We start from the raw sequence: 22,015 nt of genomic DNA, 5'->3' as shown, positions 1-22,015 counted from the left end.
TATCTGTTTATTATATTATTTATTATCTTCTATGCGTACCCACTTGATACTTGCCGCCAAGCGTTCTTCTCCTTGCAGGGAAGCGTATTCGGGATAGTCCTCGAGTACATTTTCGACAAACTCTTCAATTGTGTCGCCATACCAATGGGCTACCATTTCGTTGTTATACATCAACTGGCCGCCTTTCCAACGTTCGTACAAGCCTTCCTGGTTGTATGGACCGCCGATGCCCAACGGAGTGAAGAAATTATCATTATAGTTACCGTCGGAACGGGGTACGAGTGAAGTGGATTGCAGCATACGGCAGGCTTCACGGTAATAGTTCATGTTCCAGTTACGTTCGTCCGTAGGATATTGCAGGCGTTCGGGCACAGGGTCAAACTGGTTGGCACCATAGGTTCCGTAGTTGTTCGGAGTTCCGTTGTAGAAGATAGGCGGATATTGCATCACACGTGTTCTGCGTTCCAATGTCCATCCGGCGAATCCGTTGAAATAGTCGGCGATGTATCGTTGCTTCCATACCTGTTCCAGATTGTTCTTGTAACCGCCTTTTCCGTTGATGTCGGCTTTATAGAAGGCACGGTAGTCGCGGCATCCCAGTCCGTTGGTATTCCATTTGATACCGTTGCGTTCGATGTATCCGGATACTCCGCTGGTGACGCCATATTCGTTCATGGAAGCACTGATACCGTTGTAGTAGTATTGTTCGGCACTCTGTGGCAATGCCACGTTCAATCCCCATTCGTCTTTACGCAATTGGATTTCGGCGAGCATGAAGTTTATGTCCGCCCACGTCAGCAGTTTCACCGTAGCGTTCTGCTTGATAAAGTCACGATGAATCAAGGCGTATGTATATCCCTCGATGCTGACGGAAGCTGTGGAGTAAAGGCTCTGGAGGTTGTTATTGTGCTCATCCTTGCCTACAATCCATCCGGTTGGAGTCTGTTTCAATTCGAAGCGGGGCAGGAACGGTACTCTGTAGGATACCTGAATATATTTCTGCTCTGCTACGGACCACAGGGAATCTCTTACTACAGCACGGTAGTCACCGCTCTCGTTGATACGTGATGTTTGTGCGTACTTGCTCAGACGAGGGTCTTTGTAGGAACGCATATAGCAGAAGAAGTATTCGTTCATTGCCGGGTATGTCAGGCCGCCTATCTCTGTTTCTAGTTTCGTACCTAGGTCGAACTCTTTCAGGATACGGTTGTAATATAAGGATACGTCGGCATTGGGGTCGGTTCCGTAGCGTCCGGCTGCGTTGTCGCTGTTGGAACTGAACAGGTAGTTGCGGTTTGTTTCATTCAATGCTTTTTCTATCTGTTCACGTGCCATGGAGATGGCTTCGGGACTTTTCTTCATGTTCATCATGCGGATAGCTACGTCCAGACGCAGGGAGTTGGCAAACTTGCGCCATTTATCAATGTCGCTGTCGCCACCGGCAGACGGATAGAACGGGTCTTTCAGCATTTTCGTTCCGTTCGGGTCGAAAGTTTCCACTGCCTGATCCAGCCAGCGGAGTATTTGCATATATGCTTCGGCTTCGCTGTTGTAGTAATATACGTTTCCGTAAGTCTCTTTGCAGGCAGAATCCAAAGGGATAGGTCCCCAAGTTCCGGTCAGTACGGAGTAGAGGTAGGCTTTCCAAGTGGTCAGTATCGCCCAGTAGTTGCCGTTGGTATCCCGGTTATATTTTTGTTCCATGATGGCTACGTCGCCCAGGACTTTCTTGTAGAAGTTATAGAATCTGTCGCCTACGTTGTCCGAACTTTGCGGGCTTGTCCAGGAAACTACGTAACGTGCCATGTAGGCGTAGTAGTTATAGTTCATTTCGGATAATACGTCCAGGGATTTGTAGATAGTGCCCGGAAATATCTTCTGAATGTCAATCTCATCCAGATATAGCTTGTTGGGGTTTTGGTTGGTTGCGTCGAAACTATCCACGCAAGATGTAGCCAGTCCCAACAGGGCTGCAGTGCATAGTGTATATAAGTACTTTTTCATCGTCATCGCTGTTAAAAAGTTATTTTAAAATCGAAACCGTAACTGGAAGTGGGCAGGTTGAAGCCTCGTTCCAAACCTTGTTGGATTCCCATGGAAGAAGTGGCTTCCGGGTCAATTCCTTTCGGCGTTTTCTGATGAAGGATAGCTACGTTCCTGCCTACGGCGGAAACTCTCATGGATTGTATGAACCCTATCTTTCTCAGCCAGTTCTTGGGAATGTTGTACCCTAAAGAAATTTCTTTCAGTTTCACGTAAGAAGCGTCGTACAGATAGAGTTCGCCGTTTTTACCGCTGTCGTTGGTCCAATAGTCAATCGGTTTAATCCAAGCCTGGCAAGGTTGTCCCGCCAATCCCGGTACGGAACTGTCATAAACGGCTCCGGGAATATTCATGCCTTTCGGGCGCGAAGCGTCCATGTAGATGTTGTTCTTGCCATTGGGGACGTATTTAGGGTCGAGAATACCGAGGTAACCGGTCTGGTCGCCTTCATTCAGAATCAAGTCGGAGAACAGGTGTTCGGTACGTCCGCCTAGTGACATGATGGATTGCGCGTTTCGGGAAGACTGGAAAGCTGTCTCCGACCATACGTGCCCGCCCATACGGATGTCTAACATGGCGGAGAAAGTCAAATCTTTCCAACGGAGGGAAGTACGGATACTGCCTGTCCATTTCGGCTCTACGCTGGCAAGGAATTTAGCTTCGCCTGACAAGGGACGGCCGTTGGCTCCCACCAACACTTGTCCTTCGTCATTGGTCTTCCACGGCTCGCGGCAGTAGAGGCTGACTAGCGGCTCACCTTTCACAATGCGCAGTTCCACGCTGTTTTGTACGGTAGTCAGTGTCATGTAGTCCATACCGTTGGCTAGTGAAACCACTTCCGAGTTGTTTTTAGCCCAGTTGATGTCTACTTTCCATTCCCAGTCTTTGTTTCTGAAAGGAACGACGCCTAGTGTTACTTCATATCCCCAGTTCTTAACTTCACCGGCATTGAACAAGGCTTCTCCATAGCCGCTTACACCGTTGATGGTGGAAGTCAGAATTTGGTTTTTGGTGTTCTTGTTGTAGTAGGTGAAACTTAAGGAAGCGCGGTCTTTCAGGAAACGAAGGTCCAAACCTGTCTCGAAAGATGTAGTGCTTTCCGGTTTCAATGAGTTGGTCTTTCTCTTGTTCTCGCTTTCAAACCATGCCATGTCTCCCAGATAAGAAGTATTGTAGCTGAATCCGTTCAGCAACTGGTCGAAGCCGGTATCGTTACCTACCTTGGCGTAAGAACCACGAATCTTGGCATAGGATAACCAGTCTTTAGGAATGCTCTTCACTAGCTCCGTCAGTACGAAGCTGACACCGTAAGAGGAGTAGAAATAAGAACGGTTGTCGGAAGGCAGGGCAGACGACCAGTCGTTACGTCCGGTTACGTCCACGTAGATGAAATCTTTGTAACCTATGCTGGCGGTTCCGTAGACAGCCTGCTTTTTCTTCGCGTTATACTCCGGCCATGATTTGACAGTAGCACCGTTGTTGGTGAGAGAGATAAAGTCGGAAGTAGCCAATGTGCCGATTTCCGAGTTTTGTTTCTTGAACAGGAAGTCCTGCGAGTTGGCACCCACACTGGCGGATATGTTGAAGTCTTTCCAGGTCTTGTTGTAAGAAAGCATGGCTTCGTAAGTATAGTTGCGTGATTTTTCGGTAAACTCCTTGTAGAATCCGTCGGCATCCCCCGGAGTGTACATATTGCGAAATTCGTATCCTTCTTTCATATTCAGGTCGAGGGCGGCTTTCAAACGCAGTTTCAGGTCTTTGGTGATTTTGTAGTTGACCGTTACGTCCGCCAGCAACCATTCTTTCTTATCCTGGTTGGAAAGCTCGTTCAGCATCCATACCGGGCTTTTGAATTGAAGGGCGGTCGGTTTTCCGTTCTCGTCTTTCCAGGGATACATTTCCTGTATGGAAAGGTCACGGGGCATATCCATAAGTGTATAGATAGGGTTACGGTCGGAATTGTTACGGTAAGAACGGTTTTTTACATTCTCGTGCGTATAGCGACCGTTCAGGTCGACGTCCAGTGACTTTGTCAGTTTCACATTGGAACGCACGTTGAAAGCGTTACGGGTAAGGTTGTTCAATCCTTCCAATACGTCGTCACTCCGCAGGTTGGTGAAGCCGATACGGGTGGAGACATGTTCGGTGGCGCGTTCTATGGAAACACTGTTCGTCCAGGAGTAAGCAGTCTGATACATGGAGGTGGTGTTTGCCGGGGTAGGAACGTAGGATTTGAGTTCTCCGTTACGTCCCACTACTTGGAAGCCTAACATGGGCATGCCCCATGAACGGGAGTTGTCATAACCGCCCATCCGTTGGATGCCGTAAGGCAGATTTGGGTCGTAGGGCACTTTGACGTCACCATTGAATGAGTTAGCCTTGTTGTTTTCAAAACGGTTGATATGTCCGCCCCCATATATATTCTGATAGATGGGGTATTGGGAAAACTCGGTGAACTGCACGTTTGTGGAGTAGGTAACTCCCAGTCCGCTTCTTTGACCGGCTTTCTTGGTGGTAATCAGGATGGCACCGTTGGCTGCATCCGAACCGTAGAGGGCGGAAGCGTTCGCACCTTTCAGGACTACGATGTTTTCAATGTCGTCCGGGTTGATACTGTTGGCAGGGTTACCGTAGTCAATTTCGCCGCCGGTGACATCATTAATAATAGGTACACCGTCGATAACATAAAGTGGCTGGTTGTTACCTGAAATGGAGTTGGCGCCACGGATGCGCACGGTAGCCGAACCGGCGGCACCATTGGAGATAACCTGTAATCCCGCTACTTTACCTGCCAGCATGTTTACGAATCCGGCATCCCGGTTTTCGGTCATGCTTTCCACGTCCATCTTCTGGAAAGCGGTGGAAAGTGATTTTTCATCACGGCGCAAGTCCATAGCTGTTACTACGGTCTGTTCCAACATGACGGCGTCTTCTTCCAGGGTTACATTCAATACATTTTTTCCTTTTACTACATTGAATGATTTTGTCTTAAAACCGATATAGGAGAATTTCAACACGGCGCCGTTTTCCGGGACTTGAATAGAGTATTTACCATCAAGGTCGGTTATTACACCTTTTGTACCACCTACTATCACTACATTAGCACCGATAATAGGCTCACCTTGTGCATCGGATACTGTTCCTTTAACTGTCCGGTTCTGCGCCTGCATCACCGAAGCACTGAACAGCATTAAAACTAAAATGAGACTTCTTTCATAGTATCTCATGTGCTGAGAAAATCGTTGTTTCATGCTTTTCATGAATTTATTTTTGAATAATCACTAAATTTAAGAATCAGTCGGATGAGGGAACCTGTTTTTATTATAGGCTTCATCATTCGAATTAGATTAAGGTGTTCTTTCTTCTTTCATAATACAGTTCTGTTTTTAAGATTAATTTTCAGCAAAAGAACTGTGAACCGATAAAAAAAGCGTGGTGTTTGCGATTAATTGGGGATTAAAAAACAATTAAATGTGAATTAAGTCTTTTTTTTCTTATAATCCTTCACAAACAGATGCTTACCTTTTGTATTAAGTGAAAATAAAGTTATGAGCAAAGAGGAATATCACTCGGTTTATTCAGGCTTGTGGTGTGGAATGTATGAAAAGAAACTCCCCTTTCTCTAAATCTTGATAAGTTTATCGGTGGTTCAGGGAAAAGGGAGAGAAAATTTAATTAAAAAATAGCTTGTCGTCCAGGTTATAAGTCGGCAAAGGGGACTTTATAAGTTTCACCCATGGAGTCATGATACTCTTTGCAGAAGCGGTCGTACAGGTTTCGGGCAATACCTTTCTTTCCTTGTGCGACTAGTACGGAACACTTGGCTGCCAATGCTTCTTCATTCAGCGGGTCGTGCAGGAACATGATGTCGGCAAGGCGGATAATCATATCCTGATGGTTCCGGCTGATTTCAATGTCCAGCAGGTTCTTCAATAAGTCGATGGAATAACTGGAATAATCGTCCTTAAAGTCGTCCAGCCAATCAAGAATCGTGTTGGGGAGTAAGGGGCCGTATAATAGTAATTCCAGGATTCGGTTCAATAGTTCTTCACTTTTCTCCTGCTCGAATTGTTTGGTACAGGCAATCAGGGTATGGTAGTCGCAGAAAACGTCTGTTCCCCATTTGATACGCAGGAAATTGTTTTCTATCATTACTTCCATGTCTCCGATGCTTTCCAAGAGTACCCGTAGCTTGCGCAGGTTTACGTTACGGTTATTGCGGGCGGCTGTTTCTTCCTTGTCCGGCCATAGTATTTCCGTTGTCTTGGATGCTAAAATGCCCTGGGAATTTTTCTCTGTATGGAGTATCAGCAGGATAAGCATATGTTTCAAGCGGGGGGTGAAGTTGGAAGTGATGTCATTCCCATCTTTATCGCGTACGTTGAAACAGCCCAGTAAAGAAATTGATGCACGGCTACGGTCGTAATAGTTCATCGTTTCAGTGAAAACGGGCTCTGTGTCTTGCATTATTTCTCTTCTCGATGCCGCCTTGTACTCTGTCGGTTCCAGTTGTTTTTGGGTATTTCCGGTTTCTGTCATAGCTGGATTTTCTGCGATTTTCTTGGGGGCAGGTGTTTCTTCCTTCTTGTTCTTGCATTTCAAGCGGTAGAATACGAAACCACCTAAGACAAGCAGGATGATACCGGTGACGTAGATATACCAACAACTGCCGGTATCCTCTTCAGCCGTGGACTGCCGGATATCCATTTCGTTCACGAGTGGCATATTGATGGAATAGATAGCTACATCGTGAGTATGGTTGCTTAGTATCTTATCTAATACCAGGAACAGTTTTCCGTGCGACGGAGAGGTATAAAGGCTGAAATCACAGTCTTGATAGGTCGATTCGTTATAAATAGGCTTGGAGACTTCCGTGTAAACGGAGTCTTTCATCGAAATCTTCCACAATACGCCCCCTTTATTTGTCGAGACGGCGTAGAAGGTACTGTCCGATGGTTCGAAATACATGGATGAAGCCATAATTGTGCCGTCCGCTTTGGGATTGTCTTTTTGCCAGACGATACGTGATTGCTTGGTTTTCAGATTGATGGCACACAAGCCCCAATAGTAGTGAGTGCTTAGTTCCTGCTTGCCGTACTTGTATCCTCTGCCGCCAAAGATATATAGTTCATCGCCTACCACCGCCATAGCTGCCGAGTAGCGGGGATAGAGGGGGCGTTCGTATTCTATCTGTTCTACTTTGCCGCTGCCGGACTTCATCCGATAGAGGTCATTGCGGTATTGGTAGAAACCATAGCCTCCGAAGAAATAGAAAGAAGAGTCTGCCGGATTAAATGCCCTGGCATGGTTGTAGTTAGAGGCTTCTTCCGTATTGCGTACCTCGTTGCTCCATTTCTCCGTATCGAACGAGAAGCTGGAAGTTGTGCCTTTTTTCGGGAAATAAGAGACTAACCGGTTGCTTAACGTATCGTATATAAGATGGTTGGGAGACTCGACAGCCGGATAACCGCCGCGTATGGTTACTTCTTTTTGAAGGACTCCGTTTTCATCTAAAATATCAATAGACTGGGATTTGACGATATAAAACAAGGCGTCGCGGACGTTAAAGGCTATGTTCAGTTTTCCCGGAATTTTAGCCTGGTGGATAAGTTTCCATTCAATATGATTGTCTATCAGCCATAGAGGATGGACTGCGCGTGCCACGGCCTCTTCTATTTCATCATAGCAGACATCGTCATTGTGTTTCCACAGTTTCCATTCTCGTATCTGTTTTCCATCTTGTGTGATGGTTATGTTTCTCAGGTCGATAGGAGCTACGTCTGCCAGGTATTGTTGCATCTGTCCGAATGAAGCCGTTACGCTTTTCACTCCTTGCAGGGGAGCCATTGCCGATATTTTCTTGTTGTCGTAATCTACTTCGATAACGTTGTCTTTCAGGCGTAGGTGCAAAGATACATCCAGCCATTTTTCCCGTTCTATGGGGCTGTTTATGTTCACGATACCTTCGTTGAGCACCAATGCCGGGAAATGCCTTTCTTCACCTGCGACAAATGAGAAGCGGATAAACTGGTTCGTATTTGTATGCAGATGGAGAATGGAACCAAAGTCGGGTTCGCCTGCCCGTACATACATCTGAAAGGAAATGATGAAGTCGTTTTTTATAGAGAAAGGTTGGTTATCATCCAAGTACAAGGTGGTTCTCTCTACTCCCGGCACTGTATGGGATTTGAGAGAAAGACCATAATCATACAAAGAAGATGCGTCCACTTTACCTACCGTGCAAAGCAGGACGAAGAGCAAAATTTGCAGTTGATATTTCATAGTACTCTGTTTATAGTGCAAAAATACAAAAAACTGTATGATATCCCCAAGAAATGGGAGTTATTTATGGGGCAATACTTTGAAACAAACATTTGGCATTACTATCTATCATACGTTTTATGAAAAATGAAGATGTCCCAAAATAGAATGCAGGAAATGAAAATTCTATTTTGCGACATCTTCATATAAACCGGTTGTAGCTTATTTACTGTCTGCTGAGGGTGGAGCGGCATTGATTCCGCTGCCCCATGCCTTATTCGGCTTATTGCCCATTTTCAATACTAATTTTCCACCGTTTTTCAAATCATCGTGGCTGAACCAGGGTTTCTCCCATTCCTGACCGTTCAGTGTAGCCGACTGGATATATTTATTTTCTTCGGAAGCGTCCGGAGCCTCGATTTCAAATACGGAACCGTTGCTGAGGGTCACTTTTGCATTGGTGAAAAGAGGACTCCCGATATTGTAGACGGGCATTCCCGGAGTGACAGGATAGAAACCCAGTGAGGAGAAAACTACAAATGAAGTCATGCCACCGCCGTCTTCGTCTCCCGGCATCCCCATAAGGTCATTGCGGAACCAGGTTTTCAGCATTTGGCGGATACGTTTCTGAGTTTTCCAGGGCTGACCTGCGTAGTTGTAAAGATAAGGTACGTGCAATGACGGTTCGTTTGCCATGGAAAACTGTCCGACGTTGCCTGTGTGGTCGGGGAGTTTTGAATAGAATTCATATTTGCTGCGTCCCAGCGGTTCGCTGAAAGTACGGTCGAGGTTGGCGATGAACTGTTCTTTTCCGCCCATAAGGTTGACGAGGTCGGCTACATTGTGGGGGACGTCCCAACGATATACCCAGCCGTTGTTTTCGCCATAATATTCACGGGCACCCATACCGCCTGAATAACGGTAGTCAAATGGAGTAATCCAGTTGCCTTCCTTATCTTTCGGGTGGAAGAAACTTGTTTCTTTATTGAAGATATTCCGGTAGTTGTAAGAACATTGCAGGTAGTGGGCGGCTTCGTCTTTTTTGCCTAATGCGTCCGCGATGCGTGAAAGACACCATTGGTCGTAGCTGGTTCCCAATGTGACGGCAACAGGTTGGCGCTTCTCGAAAGGATGCACGTTCGGGTCGGTTTCCTTCTCGTCCGGGCGAAGGGCGGGGATATATCCGTTGTCACGGTAGAATTCATCCAGCCATCCGGCAGCGGCTCCCGACCAAGGGGCGAGAGTTTTCTCTTCAATTCCTTTCCGGCAGGCTTCGTAGGCTTTTGCCGCATCTATGTTCAAGCCTTTGGCAAGGGCGTCGGCTATGGTGGCGACGGCATGATTGGAGTTCATACGGCGTGAGTCGCCTGTCACTTCGGGGAAGGTAGGCATCCACATCGTTCCCATCTGTTCCGCCATCAACAGGAAAGAAGCGATAATATCTTCTTCTTTTTTCTGGTCGATGAGTGTGCGAAGCGGGTGGGCGGCGCGGTAGGTGTCCCAAATCCAGTCGTCGTTATAGAAAGGTGTACCGTTGTCGTCATGTACTTTGCCGTCGAAGGCGCTGAAGTAGCGGCCGCCGGCTTCACTCATACAGATAGGACGTTCGAAAGTACGGTAGAACGAGGAATATAATACGGTCTTGTCGTCTTCCGTACCGCCTTCCACCTTGATGCGTCCCAAGGTTTCATTCCACAGTTGGCGCCCGGCTTTTGCCAGGTTCTTTATATTGTAGTCTTTCAGTTCGTTGCGCATATTTTTTTCTGCTTGTTCTTCGCTGATGAAAGAAATGCCGTAACGAAGGTTGACTGTCGTTGTTCCGTCGGCGAAACGCCATGCTGCACAAGCATTTATGCCTTCTGCATTGTCTTTGCTGGCTTCGATGACACCGTCGTTCAGGATACCTGTACTTACCGGTTTTTCCTGCGGTTCGATATATACATATACATTGGTGTTGTCGCTCAGTTGCTGATGTCCGCTGATAAAGTTCTCCCCTACATGTATAGAGCCATTGCGGGAGTTGACAATGATATAGGCAGGTTTGTCCGCTTCAAAGGTTATCCGGTAAAGGGCGGATTGATGGGAAAGGGCATACTCTGCTTTCATGCGGTTGTCGTCCAGGTCTACTTCGTATGAGTAAGGGGTGAGACGCTCGTTATCATAGTTGTAAGTAATGATGGGGCGGAGCTCCGTTCCCTGATAGGGGCTGAGGTTGAACGCGGAACGTTCGCGATGATTGGTAACAATCAGAGGCAGTCCGTTTAACAACTCGGTTGTATAGTCGGCGCGTTCGGGATAGACGCGGAGCATACTGTTCGGTAGTTGGATGGTAGGGAATGTAGGAACCAGCAGATGGCTGATATTACCTATGTACGGATTGACATAGTCGACAGGCTCCTTGTTGGAGCTCTGCGACTGTCCGCCATTGCATCCGCTTAATATGGCAACGATTGTTGCGGCAGCGAAGAAATGTGTAATTCTCATGGTTACTTTTTATTTTTAGTTGTTTCTAATCCTATCTTATTTGTCTTCCGGGTTGATGAAGGCAGCCTTTAAAGTCGGAAGAAAATCCTGTTTGTTGTCACATTTGAAGAATCCGGTAAAGTCGTTCCGGTCGCCTTCTCCTATTTTAATGATAAACTTGTTCCAGCCTTGCAATAGAGGAAGCTCTTTATAGATTATTTCATTCCGCCCATTGTGCGATACGCTTGTATAAGGCTTGTCATTAATGAACAGTTCGCGTTTCTTCGCTTTCAACATCAGGGAGAGTTTCGGCATATTAGGCTCTATCAACAGGTCGTCCAGGGGACGCGGGCTGAATACATAAAATTCCAATGTCCGGCTGTCATTCTCCTTCACGAATTTATCTTTGGTGGCTACCGGGAAGTTCATCTGCTCGTCGCGCAGGAAAAAGACTTCGTTAATGTCGATTTCCGGCTTTTGGGACTGGATTCCTGCGTTCTTCAAGATAGCGCTCAGGGTATTGTATCCTTTTTCTGAATTGGCGAACTCGGTTAGTGTATTTAAATAGAAAGTGGAAGCGCCTTCCCGGTATTTGACAAACACCGGAGTGGCGGACGTACATTCGTATTCACTGCGGATTGTTCCGGCTGTCTTGATTTCTTCCGGTCGTTTGTTCCACTTGCGCCAGTCTGTCTTGCAGGCGTTCAGTAGGACATCGCCTTCTTCTACGAATGCGCCTTTCAGTGAATACTCGGAAGCATCCGCCTTTTGAAGTTCACAGAAATAGAAGTCGGAGTTGTTGAGTCCATGCATCCATGCTTTCTGCACAGGTAGGAAAGAAGAACGTTTCAGCGGGTCTAAGGCTACCGGAAGCGGCAGAATCTCGTTGTATCTTCCTACGGTTTCCGGTGTAATTCCCCAAATCCATGCATCTGCACCTTTGGCAAGCTGCTTTTGCAGTTCTTTTTGGGTGGCGGCATCTAATGCGCGGCTACCGTCTATTATATAAAGCAGTGAGGAAGGAGTAGTTATTTTTGAAGCGAATGTTACTCCCTGTGCGTCCATCAGTTGTTTTACTTTGCTGTCCGGATTGCCCACGTATACTACTTCTTTATAATTCCCGGTTGCATTTGTGGCTTCGTGGGCCTTGTATTGTTCTTTGTCGATTGTGGCGTAAGGTGACCATGCCGGTTCTCCCGGAGCATTGGCGGCCCGCAGGGCGCTATACATCGGCCATTCCTGATAGAGTGGCAAGGTTGGGTCGTAACCGGGATTGAATGTCGTGCAATAAGGGCCTACACGTTCGGGTTGCACGCCCGGAACCCCTTCTTTGTATTCGCCGAAGAATACGCCGTCTTCCGTCACGGAAGGCGTTTTCGTTACATCTCTCTTGCCGAGTGGGAGTGGTTTCAGTGCATACCATGCCATATTGAAGACAGTGGTGTATGAAGCACCCATCCGGCGTTGGTTGGCTATCAGGTTGTAACACTCGTTTGCCAGTCCTTCCATACGTCCTTCCTGTGATTCGTAAGCACGTTCTCCATTGTATTTGGATACTTGTTCCGGTGTTCCGTAGTAAGCCATGCTGTGTTCGCCGATACCCCAAGGCTTGCCGATGTTAATCCAGTTTTTCATGGAGTTGATGTCTCCATAGTGTCCTACGGTTACGGGTAGTATGCCGTTGCCGTCGTCCTCACCGTCAGATGAAATCCAGGGACGGGTAGGGTCATATAGGCGTACGATGTCGCGCCATTCTTCCCATGCCTTTTGTTGGGTGGGCATTAGTTCGGGACGGTTATATACATGCAGGATAACAGGTTTATTCTCGTTGCTGACACTCCATCCGAAGACGGAAGCATGGTTGCGGTCACGCAAGACAAAACGTTTCAGATGTTCTTTTGATGATTCCCAAAAGTGTTCCGAATCTAGTTTCGGTCCGCCGTCACTTGCCCAGTTGGCGGTTTCATTCAGTACGCAGATACCCATTTCGTCGGCCATATCCATATAGAAGCGGGGATAGACCTGTGCGTGCGGACGGACTGCGTTTCCGTTCATGCCCTTAATGGCAGTGAACCATGCCCATGCGTAGCGGCGTGTCATTTGCGGGATACCCATAAAGTGCCAGGAGTCTCCATGCAATGCATAAGGTTCGCCGTTCAGACATTGTGTAGTTCCTTGCAATGTCCATTCACGCCAGCCGAAGCGTTCGTATTTCGTGTCGACAGTCTGTTTTTTGTCTTTTATGGAAAGTAACAAGGCATACAGGTTCGGTTGTTCGGGAGTCCAGTATTGGAGCGTATTCTTGCCGACAGGTACTTGTAAAGTTACTTTCTGTGTTTCATTGGCTGCCAGCGAAACTTTGAGCGGAGCTACCTGTAACGCTTCCGTACCCAATGTCCAAGCAGGAACGGGAGCGGAATTAATGTCCGTTCCGGCACAGTTTATCCATTCTTTTACATTGCCTTGCAGTTGTATGTTGGCTTTCTGGGTGGTTTTATTCTTCAGGGTTACTTCTATTTCCAATGTATTCTTGGAAACCAGCGGTTTCACATATACATCTTCTATATGTATTTGGGGCAATGCCAACAGATATACATCTTGCCAGATACCGTTGATATGATACCCCCACATAGAACCACCTGGTACGATACGGCGTCCGATAGTCGAGTTATCTTCAAATAAGGACTGGCTGCGTACTCCTACAAGTATTTCCACAGTTTCGCCGGGAGTCACTTTATCTGTGATGTCGAAGCTGAAAGGCAGGAACAAATCGAAATTCTCGCCTAACTTTTTCTTATTGACATAGACTTCGGAATATCCTGCGACGGCTTCAAAGTGAAGTTTGATTTGCTGACCTGTCCAGTTGGCGGGGATGGTGATGTTCTTCTTCATCCATGCCATTTTTACCTGTTCCCATTCTTTCGGGTAAGAAGGATAGTTGCGATGGTCGGGCCCCTCTAAATCACGATAACCGAAAGAGTTGATATTCCATGGAGAAGGAACTTTGATGCGTGTCGCACTCCAACTGTCGCCTTCTTTCGGGAGTGGCAATTCGGGAGCTGTTCCTTTCCCTTGTTTGTAGTCCTTCGGTAAAGCAACAGGTTGAAAATCCCAGTAGCCGTTCAGGCAAATTTCTTGACGGTGTTCTTTCTCGGTTTTATTCACTAAGCCCTCGCTGGGAGCAAAAGGGTAGGGATAAAGTAACTTTTGTCCGTTAGTAACTGTTTGTGCATTCGTCTGTATGGGCTGTAAGGTAAAACTAGCCAGCAGACTGCACAATAGGATTAGATTCTTCTTCATATTTATACATTAATAGTTTTTCTGATATTATTAGTTTGTGGCAAAGTAAAGGGAAAAGCATTAAAAAGGGGGAAGGAAAAGAATTAATCTGGGATTAAAAAGTGATTAATTGCACAAAACGCTCGTTTTTCTTCAAAATAATGAAGAAAAGCAAGGTTTGGTTGTCAACTTTGCGGGACTAAAAAAACTTGTGGGCAAGAATGTTTTTTATTTTGGTTTCCATCTGTTGTCCGGGTGGATTTTAGATGAAAAACGGCATTTTAAGCGATTTAATTGTTTTTTAATCTCCGGTTAATCCGGTTTTAATAAAGTAGGAAACCGGCTCCATTTATCTTTGCAAATACAGATATGATAAATGTTATTTGATAAAAATGAAAAACTATGAGACACAATTTATTATTTGCTTTGAGATATTTTCTTCCGCTCTTCTTTAGCGGATTAGTCGTCTTGAATGTTGCTTGTAAGGAAGAACGTTCATCCATCAATGATGATTCCGGGAAAGATGGGGATAGTGATGATGAATATGAGTACGTGGACGACCGTTATGATAATGGGATAAGCTGCGAGGAATACTTGGCCAATTATCGGGGAGTTCCGTTTAAGAAAGACCAGGAAGGAAATAGTTTGTTTGTGATTTCGGGAGTCCCCGCTACGATAGAAGCCGAGGACTTTGATGACGGCGGACAGGACATCTCTTTCAACTTCAAAAACAGCACGGCTGGAAACTACAAGGATTATCGTACAGAAAAGGGAGTTGCCATCAGCAAGAGCGGAACGGTCATTAATATTGGTAATATCAATAATGGTGACTGGCTTTGCTATACATTGCAGGTCACTCAGGCAGGGGCTTACTCTATTGAAACATATTGTGTGTCGGGTGGCGGAAAGACCAGTTTTTATTTTGAGGTGGACGGGAAATCCGCCGGTCAGATAGTCGATTCGCCGGAAGATGACTGGAGCGTCTTTTCACATTCGGTCAAGGTGACGAATGTGCAGTTGAGCGAAGGAAAGCATGTATTGAGGTGGTACACTACGGGCAGCATTAATCTGGATAAGTTCGTATTTACACGTACCGGAGAATATACAGGAGATAAAGTGGATGGTTCTCAGTTTGAGTATCCCAGATACGGCTATTATGAACATAATCCGTTGTTCGTCAATTTCTCCTCTCAGATGTTTCAGAATTCATTTACGGGAACGCTTTATACAGCCGACCCTTCGGCACATGTTTGGGCGGACGGAAGACTGTATGTCTATGCTTCACACGACATGGAACCGACACAGGGATGTGACCGCATGGACAGGTACCATGTTTTCTCTACTACGGATATGAAAAACTGGACAGACCATGGAGAGATAATGAACTCGGCTACTGTAAAAGCGCACGTAGGCATGGGTATCGACGGCTTTATGTGGGCTCCTGATTGTGCGTATAATAAGGAAGACCAATTGTACTATTTTTATTTCCCTCATAAGATTGACGCGAATACATGGCGCATTTTTGTGGCAACGAGCAAAGAACCTGCCGCGAAGTTCAGGGTGAAAGGAGTGATTGACGGTATTCCTTCTACGATTGACCCTTGCGTATTTGTCGATGACGACGGACAGCCTTATATTTATACCAGCGGTGCCGGCAAAGGTTGTTGGGGCGCCAAATTACGTAAGGATGACTGGACGAAACTGGACGGCGTAATGACTCCTCTGACCGGTTTTACCGATTTTCATGAAGCTCCTTGGGTGCATAAATATAAAGGTAAGTACTATTTGAGCCATTCGGACAATCATGCGGCCAGTCAGGGCGGTAACCGGATGCAGTATTCTATGTCCAACAATCCTTTAGGCCCGTATACTCCATGTGGTGCATATATGTATCCTCATGGTGAAGAAACGGCGCATGGTTCTATTGTTGAGTATAACGGGCGTTGGTATTCGTTCTACCATACGGCTAATCATTCGGGAAAAGGAGCTTTACGTTCGGTCTGTGTAGACCCGATTGAATATGACCAGAATAATAAGTTGAAAATGGTACGGAATTGGGGAATTCCCCGCAGTGGAAAGGCCGTGGAAGTAAAGATGTCGCCGTCTGTGGTGATTCAGGCAGAGGACTATAATGCGGGCGGTGAACATTATGGGTATCATAAGAATCCGTCGGAAGGCGGAATGAAGCAGGAGACACAAAATGGGGTTACGTATCTTAAAGGAATGAAGTCCGGTGAATGGGTACGTTATTCGATTAATGTCAGGGAAGCGGGACGTTATGGCATCACTTGCAGAATGTTTCAGAAGCGTTCGGGCGGTAAATTCCGTATTGCCATCAATGGGGTATATAAAACGGGTGAAATTTCTTTGAGCGGTTCTGCCGGTGTATGGAATGAGACTTTTGTATACCCTGTTGAACTGGAAGCAGGCGAGCAATATATCGACTTCCGTATTAAGGGCGGGGATATTGACATGGACTGGATAAAGTTCGGTGCGGGACACAGCCAGGTGCCCGGTGTCATTCAGGCTGAGGATTTTGACGAAGGACAATATAGTTTCAAGAACGGTTCGTCCGGCAATTTCAAATCTTACAGGAGCGACCAGGGGGTGGCTATCAGTGCAAGTAATAATGTTGTCCATATCAGTAATACTTCCGGTGGCGACTGGATTCAATATACGTTTAACGTTCAGGAGAAAATTTCCAGTGTCAAGGTTCGCGCGGCAGCAGAAAATGGCGGTAAGTTTGCTCTCTCTTTTGATGGCGGGACGCAGTTGGATGCCGTTTCCACAACTACGGGGAACTGGAATACTTATAATGACTTTACAGTATCGAATGTACAATTATCTCCCGGCACTCATACGATGAAAATTCATATACTCAGTGCCTTGAACATCGATTGGTTTGAATTTCGATAAGAAATAGAAAGAAATAAGTATAGTTGAGCTTGTTTGAGAATTAAATAGAGCAAAATATGAGAATACGAAATTTGTTTTTAGCGGGAAGCCTTGTCTTCTTTGGCTACTGTCCGTCTTTAGTTTCAGCGGTTACTGTTGAAAAGGCGGTAGTGCCGGGCACGGAAAAGAAAGATACCTATGTTCATATAATAATGAACGGGCAGAGTTTGTCTACCGGGCACCAGTCTTATCCGGTACTTTCTACGGAGAATGTGGAAGGTAATTATATGATTGGCAATCAGGTATGGATAAACTATGGAAATTCCCGGGAATATGTGTTTAATCCGTTGACAGGCAATATCGCTTCGAGTTTTCGCACCGGAAACGATGTAAAGAGCCGTTCGGCAGGAACGATAGCCGAGTGCCCGTTATTGGCGGCTGTCAATCATATCCGTTTGAAGCGACCGAAGATGGATAAAATTTTGGCGACTTCGGTAGGCGTCAGTGGTGCCAGTGTGGAAGAATTGTCGAAAGAGTCGGAAATACGTTCTTATTATAAGGACTTTCTCCGTTCATTGGATTATGGTGCTGAAGTTGCCCGAAACCAGAATAGCAATCTCTATTGCCCGGTTATTTTTTGGATGCAGGGTGAGTTTAATTACAGTCCGAATAAAGATAAGGGAATGCGTGCCGATGTGCCGAATACAACAGACAAGGAAGAATACAAAGCTTTGTTGTTGCAGTTGAAAAACAACATGCAGGATGATATATTGTCACGATACGGACAGAAGAAGAAACCGGTATTTATAACCTATCAGACCGGTGCGCAATATATGCGGGATACGCTTTCCATTTCTATGGCACAACTTGAGGCGGCTAACGAAAATCCGGATATTATCTGTGCGGGCCCCATTTATCCGATGACAGACAGGGGCGGGCATCTCGATGCGAATGGTTATCGTTGGTACGGGGAGATGTTGGGTAAGGTTTATTATCAGACGCAAATCAAAAAGAAGGAATTCAAACCTTTACAACCGGTGGCAATAAAGCGGACAAGTCAGCCCAATCAGATACGTATCAAGTTTCATGTACCTGTGCCGCCTTTGGTGTTTGACGTGAATACATTACCCAAAATCCGTGATTATGGTTTTGAAGTGTATCTGAATGACTATCGGCCGGACAATCGTCAGACGATAACAAACATAGCTATCGAGAAAGATGAAGTTGTACTGACCTGTCAGCAATCTTTGGAAGGAGAAGTTATCATCATGTATGCCGGGACAAGAGCGCATATTGACAAGCAGGAGCATGGCAAGAATCATTTGCAGGGACATGGCAATTTGCGGGACAGCGACCTTTATAAAGCTTTTTATACCTATATAGACTTGGATAAAAAGAATGAGGATGGTTCTTATGTTTATCCGCGTGAGGAATTCGAAACGACTCTCCGTCCTGACTATGAACCTAAGGATGAATCGGGACAAATCATTTATGATAAGGCATATCCGCTGTATAATTTTAGTGTCGGGTTTTATTATAAGCTGCCTGCCGGTTGTATCAAAATTGACATCCTTTGAAACAAAGTTTATAGACGAAGGCAAAGATACCCCCTATCTTTGCCTTCGTCTTATCTTTGATTAGAAGTTTGTATAAATAAAGAATGCTTTGTTGCTATGAGAACAACCCCTTGGATAGAACTATGTAAAGGTATGCTACTTGTGTTGACAGTTTCCTGCGGACTGACCTGTTGCCACACAAACGGTACGTTAGATACAGCCGATACTGATAAGTTTCGTCCTGTCTACCATCATGCTCCCCTTTACGGCTGGATGAACGATGTTAACGGATTATCCTATAAAGATGGAGAGTATCATATCTATTTTCAATACGATTTCCCCGATTCCAAACGGGAAAATATGTATTGGGGACATTCTGTAAGCAAAGACCTTATGCATTGGGAGTATTTGGTGCCGGCTGCTTCCCGTGATACGTTGGAACACATCTTTTCCGACGACATGGAGATATTCAGCGCTTCCAAAGTCTTTTGGTATGCATCGGAGAACAAATGGGTGATGATCGTGTCTGCCGGTAAAGAAATAAGTTTTTATGATTCCAAAGATAAGAAGGATTGGAAGTATATGAGCAGCTTCGGGGAAAGATACGGAGTTCAGCCTTGTCTATTTGAATATCCTTATATGGTGGAACTTCCCGTAGATGGAGATATCGGTCGTAAGAAATGGGCTTTGGTAGTCAATGTAAATCCGGGCTGTTACTTCGGCGGTAGTGCAACTCAGTATTTTATAGGAGACTTTGACGGGACGAATTTTATTTGTGACAATCAGCCTAATGTCACCAAATGGCTGGATTGGGGAAAAGACCACTATGTTACAGCTTGCTTCTCAAATACAGAAGAACGGGTGATTGTCGTCCCTTGGATGAATAACCGGCAATATTGCCACATTGTTCCAACGAAACAATTCCGCAGTGCCAATGCATTGCCGCGTGAATTGGGATTGTACACACAAGACGATGACATTTATCTTTCCGCCACTCCGGTAGCGGAAGTAAAGATGTTGCGGAAAGAAAGTAAAGAGATTCCCGCTTTCGCCGTTACCAAAGATTATCATGTTGATTCTTTATTAACTGATAATGAAGGTTCTTATGAACTTGTACTGGATGTTACTGCCGGGAAAGCGGAGATTATGGGATTCAGCCTTTTTAATGGTAAAGGTGAAAAGGTTGACGTCTATTTCAATCTTCCGGAGAAGAAACTCGTAATGGACCGTACAAAAAGCGGTATTGTAGATTTCGGAAAGAACAGTGTACCCCATGAACTGGAAGCCCATGACCGTAGAAAAACGATTTCGATTAATTATATGGATGATTTTGCGTTGGCTACATGGGCGCCTATAAGGAAAGAGAATAAATATACTTTGGATATTTTTGTTGATAAGTGTTCGGTAGAAGTCTTTCTGAATGGGGGAAAGATAGCTATGACTAACCTCGTTTTTCCGACGGAACCATACAACCGTATGTGTTTCTACAGTAAAGGGGGAGCATTCAATGTTGATTCATTAAAAGTGTATAGATTAGGTTTATAAGTTAGGTTTTGTTGATTAGAATTAGGTGTGGGTAGCTGTCGGATACGAATCCGGCAGCTACTTTTAGGTATGATATGGTTCGAATATTGTCGGCTATTCATCAATTACTCATTTATTTCAATCGTGTATCCCCCTTGGAATATCTCACTCGGCTGTAAATGTTGCATCCAGTCTTTATTTTTATATTCACCTGTATAGTGTGCGCGGTCGCAACGCCCATACCAGGGTTCGATGCATACGAAAGGAGCATTCTTTGCAGGCGGTGACCAAAGACCTACCACTGGAGCATCAAAATGCAGGCTTAGATAAGCTCTCTTCTCCTTATTATATAACGTGACTTTATGAGTCTGTTCACCTTCCAATATCAAAGCATCCTTATCAAAGCTATGTATATCAAGTGGTAACAATCCATCCGCCAGCTCTAACGTATATTCAGTAGAAGGGTCTGCACATCCCTTTTCAGAGATAAGAATATACTTCAACCCTTCTTTCTTATCGAATCCGAAGAAACCTCTTTCCGAAGTGGCAGCATCAAAGTCCGGCCAATAGAAAGCAGGATGCGCGCCAATCTGAAAATGCATTTCTTTTTCACCGGTATTCTTAACTTTCCATATCACTTCAATTTGCTTCCCATGAATACGGTAACTTATTTCCAGACAGAATGGAAACGGATATTTCTGCAACGTCTCTTCATTGCTGGTAAGACGATAACATACTTCGTTCTCTTTTTCAGAAACAAGCGTGAATTCCATGTCGCGGGCAAAACCATGTTGAGTAAGTATATAAGGAATACCTTCATTGCGATACTCATTCTCCCACACACTTCCTACAATGGGGAACAGGACAGGGGAGTGGCGTTTCCAAAATGCAGGGTCGGCTTGCCATAGATATTCTTTTCCATTGGCAAAGATACTGCAAAGTTCAGCTCCATGCGGAGATACTTGAATCGTAAGTTGTTCGTTGGAGATTGTCTTCATATCATTTTACTTATTTGTTGGATTTTTCTTTTGATTCGTCTTTTAAGAGAATACCACTTTTTGCATTCAGGGGAGAGATTACTTTCTTCCCGGTTTTGGTTTCGAGTTCCAATCGTGCATTGCGTGCTACTTCTCCGCCTTGATGGGCAATATCCATATGTTCGTTAAAGCTTTCCGGATTGTTGGCTTCGGAGATTTCCTTCGTCGAAAGTTCTGCAAGCATATTCAGTACCAACTCTTTGTTGGTCATGTTATCCCGTAGATTTTCTTTTTTTAATCCTTTGAATTGTTTATACTCTTTGGCTGTCATATCCGACCATGTCTGATAAATAATATCTGTGAGTGTGGCGAATTGGACACCTTCCTGCAATCCGTGTTTCTTCCATTCATCAGTTAAATCTTTGCGGATTTCTATTGATTTCAGACGTTGGTTAATCCAATTGTCGGAATACCCCATACGCTTATAATCCATTAAGGCCTGGTCGATGGATAATTCGGGGTCTTGTATCTGGTTGAGTCGTTCGCTGGCAACTTTAGCCATCCATAGCTTGAAAGGTTCTGCCTTGGGAGAAGGAATGGACTGGATAAGGCGGAGAAGTTGTTCGGTATCGGCGACGTCGGTAAGTCTCATTTTGCCATCGGCTGCCTGCATTTTCAAACCGTGACAGTTTGTCACGGTTTCATTTCCTTCTGCTTTTAGACGCTGTTTGAGTTTTCTCCAATATGCCGTAGAATCAACACTGTCCGTCAGAACAGCCACCACATCTACTATCGAAAAATACCACTTATCCTGTTCGTCATCCCATACCGTACGCACTCTTCTTTCCTCAAAGAGCTTTAAAGCTTGTTGCTTAGTCATGAATTTTGTTTTTTAGAGTTTAATATTAAATGAAGAGTCGTTCTTTTGGGGGCTCATATCACTATACAAAGATAATGTTTTCTGGTATTATAAGGGAATATAATCTCAAGAATTCTCACTGCAAGAAGAAACACTCA

The 22,015-nt window shown here is 45.2% G+C and carries 10 protein-coding genes; 3 read left to right on the top strand and 7 right to left on the bottom strand.

Annotated features, from left to right (window positions below; translation table 11 throughout):
- Positions 1-15: 15 nt before the first annotated feature.
- From BQ7997_RS00890 to BQ7997_RS00870, 5 genes are all read right to left on the bottom strand, one after another.
- Complete coding sequence (locus BQ7997_RS00890) at positions 16-2,004, bottom strand: SusD/RagB family nutrient-binding outer membrane lipoprotein (protein ID WP_073342785.1); 1,989 nt, start codon at positions 2,002-2,004, stop codon at positions 16-18.
- Positions 2,005-2,015: 11 nt separating this feature from the next.
- Positions 2,016-5,294 (bottom strand): SusC/RagA family TonB-linked outer membrane protein, encoded by a 3,279-nt coding sequence (locus tag BQ7997_RS00885; RefSeq protein WP_073342782.1) that lies wholly within the window; start codon positions 5,292-5,294, stop codon positions 2,016-2,018.
- Positions 5,295-5,742: 448 nt separating this feature from the next.
- The gene (locus tag BQ7997_RS00880; RefSeq protein WP_073342596.1) at positions 5,743-8,325 is read right to left on the bottom strand and encodes a Kelch repeat-containing protein; all 2,583 of its coding nucleotides are present in this window, start codon (positions 8,323-8,325) and stop codon (positions 5,743-5,745) included.
- 201 nt (positions 8,326-8,526) lie between these two features.
- Positions 8,527-10,788, bottom strand: coding sequence for a GH92 family glycosyl hydrolase (locus BQ7997_RS00875; RefSeq protein ID WP_073342593.1), 2,262 nt, complete (start codon positions 10,786-10,788; stop codon positions 8,527-8,529).
- A 36-nt stretch (positions 10,789-10,824) separates the two neighbouring features.
- Entirely contained in the window at positions 10,825-14,067 is a 3,243-nt protein-coding gene (locus BQ7997_RS00870) for a glycoside hydrolase family 2 protein (protein ID WP_073342590.1), read from the bottom strand.
- 381 nt (positions 14,068-14,448) lie between these two features.
- Here BQ7997_RS00870 and BQ7997_RS00860 point away from each other — a divergent pair, with 381 nt between their 5' ends.
- From BQ7997_RS00860 to BQ7997_RS00850, 3 genes are all read left to right on the top strand, one after another.
- Complete coding sequence (locus tag BQ7997_RS00860; RefSeq protein ID WP_073342585.1) at positions 14,449-16,962, top strand: carbohydrate-binding protein; 2,514 nt, start codon at positions 14,449-14,451, stop codon at positions 16,960-16,962.
- 56 nt (positions 16,963-17,018) lie between these two features.
- A complete protein-coding gene (locus tag BQ7997_RS00855) occupies positions 17,019-18,518 on the top strand; it encodes a hypothetical protein (RefSeq protein ID WP_073342582.1) in 1,500 nt (499 codons plus the stop codon).
- Between the two features lie 132 nt (positions 18,519-18,650).
- Positions 18,651-20,042 (top strand): glycoside hydrolase family 32 protein, encoded by a 1,392-nt coding sequence (locus BQ7997_RS00850; RefSeq protein WP_394333721.1) that lies wholly within the window; start codon positions 18,651-18,653, stop codon positions 20,040-20,042.
- Positions 20,043-20,146: 104 nt separating this feature from the next.
- Here the strand turns inward: BQ7997_RS00850 and BQ7997_RS00845 are convergent, their stop codons facing one another.
- Together BQ7997_RS00845 and BQ7997_RS00840 are read right to left on the bottom strand one after the other, a co-directional pair.
- Positions 20,147-21,019: an aldose 1-epimerase family protein gene (locus BQ7997_RS00845; RefSeq protein ID WP_073342577.1), complete on the bottom strand. Its 873-nt coding sequence runs from the start codon at positions 21,017-21,019 to the stop codon at positions 20,147-20,149.
- A gap of 10 nt (positions 21,020-21,029) precedes the next feature.
- Positions 21,030-21,878 (bottom strand): BRO-N domain-containing protein, encoded by an 849-nt coding sequence (locus tag BQ7997_RS00840; protein WP_073342574.1) that lies wholly within the window; start codon positions 21,876-21,878, stop codon positions 21,030-21,032.
- Between the last annotated feature and the right edge of the window lie 137 nt (positions 21,879-22,015).

The sequence above is a fragment of the Bacteroides congonensis genome (assembly GCF_900130125.1).
GTDB classification, from domain to species: domain Bacteria; phylum Bacteroidota; class Bacteroidia; order Bacteroidales; family Bacteroidaceae; genus Bacteroides; species Bacteroides congonensis.
The sequence above is the reverse complement of the archived record's forward strand: the minus strand, read 5'-3'. Positions and strand labels throughout refer to the sequence as shown.